General features: G+C 54.9%; 5 protein-coding genes and 1 tRNA gene. 4 read left to right on the forward strand and 2 right to left on the reverse strand.

The genetic code is table 11. The annotated features are described in order from the left end of the window. The first annotated feature begins 38 nt into the window (after window positions 1-38). A tRNA-Asp gene (locus ACJ8OK_RS24225) sits at window positions 39-115 on the forward strand. A 214-nt stretch (window positions 116-329) separates the two neighbouring features. Beyond that, on the forward strand, window positions 330-1133 hold the full coding sequence (dkgB, locus tag ACJ8OK_RS24230) for a 2,5-didehydrogluconate reductase DkgB (RefSeq protein ID WP_033634122.1): 804 nt from the start codon (window positions 330-332) through the stop codon (window positions 1131-1133). A gap of 47 nt (window positions 1134-1180) precedes the next feature. On the opposite strand, the gene yafC is transcribed toward dkgB, so the two are convergent. Beyond that, on the reverse strand, window positions 1181-2068 hold the full coding sequence (yafC, locus tag ACJ8OK_RS24235) for a DNA-binding transcriptional regulator YafC (RefSeq protein ID WP_048326822.1): 888 nt from the start codon (window positions 2066-2068) through the stop codon (window positions 1181-1183). A 105-nt stretch (window positions 2069-2173) separates the two neighbouring features. Here yafC and ACJ8OK_RS24240 point away from each other — a divergent pair, with 105 nt between their 5' ends. Beyond that, window positions 2174-3349, forward strand: coding sequence for an MFS transporter (locus tag ACJ8OK_RS24240; RefSeq protein ID WP_004930185.1), 1176 nt, complete (start codon window positions 2174-2176; stop codon window positions 3347-3349). Between the two features lie 241 nt (window positions 3350-3590). Further along, entirely contained in the window at window positions 3591-4385 is a 795-nt protein-coding gene (locus tag ACJ8OK_RS24245; protein WP_025160092.1) for an endonuclease/exonuclease/phosphatase family protein, read from the forward strand. 75 nt (window positions 4386-4460) lie between these two features. On the opposite strand, the gene ACJ8OK_RS24250 is transcribed toward ACJ8OK_RS24245, so the two are convergent. Then, on the reverse strand, window positions 4461-4594 hold a 134-nt coding region (locus ACJ8OK_RS24250), incomplete at its 5' end, for a transposase (RefSeq protein WP_442530830.1).

Consider the following 4594-nt stretch of genomic DNA (forward strand, 5'->3'; position numbering starts at 1 on the left):
ATTGCCGGTATCGAAAGATACAACGTAAAAGAATCGGTGGAGCGGTAGTTCAGTTGGTTAGAATACCTGCCTGTCACGCAGGGGGTCGCGGGTTCGAGCCCCGTCCGTTCCGCCACTTAATTGATAAGCCCTGAGTTTCGACTCAGGGCTTTTTCATATCTGCATTTTGCGCTTTTCAGACTGGAATTGTTCCTCTTTACCGCCTCGCCTTTCTCCATATTATTGCCTTTAGATCAAAAGTCTTATGCCGAACCAGGCGTTTTTGATCAATAAAAAAGTTGCCATAATCTTCCTCATACCACATCTACCTGTTAATGAGAGAAAACATTATGAGCATCCCTGCATTTGGTTTAGGTACTTTCCGCCTTCAGGATCAGGTTGTTATCGATTCTGTCAGCACTGCACTTGAGCTGGGCTATCGCACTATCGACACCGCGCAGATCTATGAAAATGAAGCGGCTGTTGGCCAGGCTATCGCTGCCAGCGGCGTGAAACGTGAAGACCTGTTCATCACCACCAAGATTTGGATCGCGAATCTGGCGAAAGGCACACTGATCCCAAGCCTGCAAGAAAGCTTGAAAAAACTGCAAACCTCCTACGTTGATCTGACGCTGATCCACTGGCCGTCACCCAACGACGAAGTGCCAGTTGCCGAATTTATGGCTGAGTTGCTGGAAGCGAAAAAGCTGGGGCTGACTCGCCAAATTGGCGTATCTAACTTCACTATCGACTTGATGCAGCAAGCGATTGACGCGATTGGCGCCGATGAAATCGCCACCAACCAAATCGAGCTGTCACCGTTCTTGCAGAACCGCAAGGTGGTAGAATTCGCGCAGCAGCACGGCATCGCCATCACCTCTTACATGACGTTGGCCTATGGCAAAGCGCTGCAGGATGAAACGATTAAAAGCATCGCCGCTCGTCACAATGCAACTCCTGCACAGGTTGTCCTGGCTTGGGCATTGAAGCTGGGTTATGCAGTTATTCCTTCCTCGACCAAACGTGAAAACCTGGCGAGCAACCTGTTGGCACAGCAACTGATGCTGACCGACGAAGATATGGCGCAGATCGCCGCACTGGAGTGCAACGGCCGTCTGGTTAGCCCGGAAGGCCTGGCGCCAAACTGGGATTAATCTTTCCTCGCAGTGGTTAGCATAAGGCGTCCATCAGGGCGCCTTTTTTATCGTTTCAGGTATTCACTCACAAAATCAATAAAGCTGCGCAGACGGTTGCTAACGGCGCTGTCGCTGTAATAAACCGCGTTGATCGGCATGGCGACCGGCAGTGTCGCTTCCACCAGAATCGGAACCAAATCTCCACGTTTGATATCTTCGTCGCTCATAAAGTCCGACAGGCAGGCGATACCGTTGCCATGCAGACAGAGATGGCGCTGGGTTTCTCCACTATTAGTGGTCAAGCCGGGAGCGATTTCCAACTGGCTGCCATCTGAACAAGCCAGTGGCCAGCGGTTCAAACTGGGCAGGTCGTTGAAGCCGATGCAGCAGTGATGTGCAAGATCTTCTACCGTTAGCGGCGTGCCGTGCTGAGCCAGATAGGCGGGGGAGGCGAGCACATGCCGGTAGCTGGTCATCAGTTTGCGCGCTTTCAGCGTGGAATCGGTCAGCTCTCCTACGCGGATCGCAATATCCACTTTTCGCTCGATCAAATTGATAAAGTTTTCCGAAGACACCAGCGATAACGACATTTCAGGATAACGTTCGCGGAACTCCGCCACTAAAGGCGTCAGCATGTGCAGCACCACCGGCGTTGCCGCGTCGACGCGCAGCAGGCCTTGCGGGCGTTGACGGCTTTCCATCAGCGCATTTTCTGCCGCGGCCATATCGTTCAGTACCTTCTGCACCTGGCGAAAGTAATTCTCTCCTTCCTGAGTCAGGCTGATTTGGCGCGTGGTGCGGTTGAGCAGCGTAACGCCCAGTTTGCTTTCCAGTTTTTTCACCGTTCGGCTAACCACGGAATTCGCTTGTTCCAGGCGTTCAGCCGCCCGGCTGAAACTGCCGCTTTCCACGACGGTGACAAAGGTGATCAGCTCGTCTGAGTTTGCTTTCATTTTTGCTCCAATGGCAAAGTTAATTTGAAATTTTGAGCATTTTTATCATTTAAGCATAGGCCGATAATAGCCGTCATCAACTTGAATGCTATTTCGGAGTAAAAAATGCCACTCGCATTACTTGCCTTAACCATCAGCGCTTTTGCTATCGGCACGACCGAGTTCGTGATTGTCGGGTTGATTCCGACCATCGCGGAGCAGTTGGGAGTGACTGTACCGTCCGCTGGGTTGCTGGTGACTATCTATGCCCTCGGCGTAGCCATTGGCGCGCCGGTGCTGACGGCCCTGACCAGCCGTATACCGCGCAAACTGCTGCTGGTTGGCCTGATGGTGCTGTTCACTCTCGGCAACCTGCTAGCCTGGCAGTCACCCAGTTATGAATCGCTGGTAGTGGCTCGGTTGTTGACCGGCCTGGCGCACGGCGTGTTCTTCTCTATCGGTTCCACTATCGCCACTAGCCTGGTGGCGAAAGAGAAGGCGGCCTCCGCCATCGCCATCATGTTTGGTGGCCTGACGGTGGCGCTGGTGACCGGTGTACCGCTGGGGACGTTCATCGGCCAGCAGTTTGGCTGGCGTGAGACCTTCCTGGCCGTTTCTCTGATTGGCGCTGTCGCCACGCTGGCCAGCATTATTCTGGTGCCGAGCAATATCAAGAACCAGGGCAGCGCCGGCGTGCGGGAACAGCTGAAAGTGCTGACTCATCCTCGTCTGCTGCTGATTTACGCGATTACCGCATTGGGATACGGCGGGGTCTTCACGACCTTTACCTTCCTTGCGCCGATGATGCAGGAACTGGCCGGCTTCTCTGCTCCGACCGTGAGCTGGATACTGTTGGCTTATGGCGTCGCGGTGGCGGTGGGTAACATCTGGGGAGGCAAGCTGGCCGATCGTCATGGGGCCGTGCGTGCGTTGAGCTTTATCTTTGCCGCGCTGGCCGTTTTGTTGCTGGTGTTCCAGTTTACCGCCAGCCACAGTATTGCCGCTTTGCTGACGGTGATTGTGATGGGCGTGTTCGCTTTCGGCAACGTGCCGGGGCTGCAGGTGTATGTGGTGCAGAAAGCCGCGCAATACACGCCAAATGCGGTGGATGTGGCGTCCGGTCTCAACATCGCGGCGTTCAACATCGGCATTGCGCTCGGCTCGGTGATTGGCGGCCAGACTGTTGCCTCACTGGGGCTGGCGCAGACCCCCTGGATTGGCGCGCTGATCGTGGTGGTTGCATTGTTGCTGGTTAGCCTCAGTGGCCGCCTGGATAAAAAGTCTCAGCTGCAAACGGCTTAATTCGTAAAACCCTTGCTGCCTGGCCCGCATTTTGCGGGCCTTTTCGCATTTTTCACCTATTACCCCTCACCTTTACACAGCTATACCGTCAGAAGATTGAAATCGCTGCAGGCGGCCCCTATAACTGAAAAGGTGATGCCCGCAAAAGCCATGCCCTCTATGCAGGGTAGGCGTATAATCAATTCATCGTTGGCGAGTGTTCATCGCCAGTTTTCATGTTAATGGGTAATAGGCGAATCGCGTGCCGAAACGAACTTATGCAATGAGGTATGTTGCAGGTCAGCCAGTTGAGCGAATCTTTCCTGGCGCCGTTAACCAGCCGTTGCCGCCAGGGGCGGCGCTGCCGACGACCGGCGCCTTGCGCGTTATGGTGTGGAATATTTTCAAACAGCAGCGAGCCGACTGGCTTTCGGTGCTGAAAAACCATGGCAAAGACGCGCAGCTGGTATTGTTGCAAGAGGCGCAAACCACGCCAGAGTTGGTGAGCTACGCTACCGCCAACTATCTGGCGGCCGATCAGGTGCCGGCCTTTGTGCTACCGCAGCACCCTTCCGGCGTGATGACGCTGGCGGCCGCTCATCCTGTTTACTGTTGCCCGCTGCGCGAGCGAGAGCCGCTGCTGCGGCTGTCCAAGTCGGCCCTGATCACCGTTTATCCGCTGTACAACGGCGAGCTGTTGATGGTGGTGAACATCCATGCGGTGAACTTTAGCCTGGGCGTCGACGTCTACAGCAAGCAGTTGGGGCCGATAGGCGAACAGATCGCCAGTCACCGGGGGCCGGTGATCATGGCCGGGGACTTCAACGCCTGGAGCCGCAAGCGCATCAATGCGCTGTATGACTTCGCCGGAGAGATGGCGCTGCGCGAGGTGAGTTTCACCGACGACCATCGCCGCAAGGCCTTCGGTCGTCCACTGGATTTCGTATTTTACCGCAATCTGGGGGTGGTGGAGGCGTCGGTGCTGGTGACCAGCGCGTCGGATCACAACCCGCTGTTGGTGGAGTTTCATCCGGAGAAAGACTCGCCGGTATGGTGAATCGCAGCTAGTAAAAGACCTCCTCCTGAGGAGGTGGCTTTACACGACGCCCCCTAAAAGGGGGCCATTTTCGAGTTAATCCTGCAACAACTCCATCTGCTGTTCGATCTCTTGGTCCTCCTTATCCTGATGCTTCACGTATCGCCTGATAATTTCTTCGTTTACTCCTACCGTATCGACAAAGTATCCCCTTGCCCAAAAATGATTGC

The organism is Serratia sp. CY71090 (assembly GCF_052166845.1).
GTDB classification, from domain to species: domain Bacteria; phylum Pseudomonadota; class Gammaproteobacteria; order Enterobacterales; family Enterobacteriaceae; genus Serratia; species Serratia nematodiphila.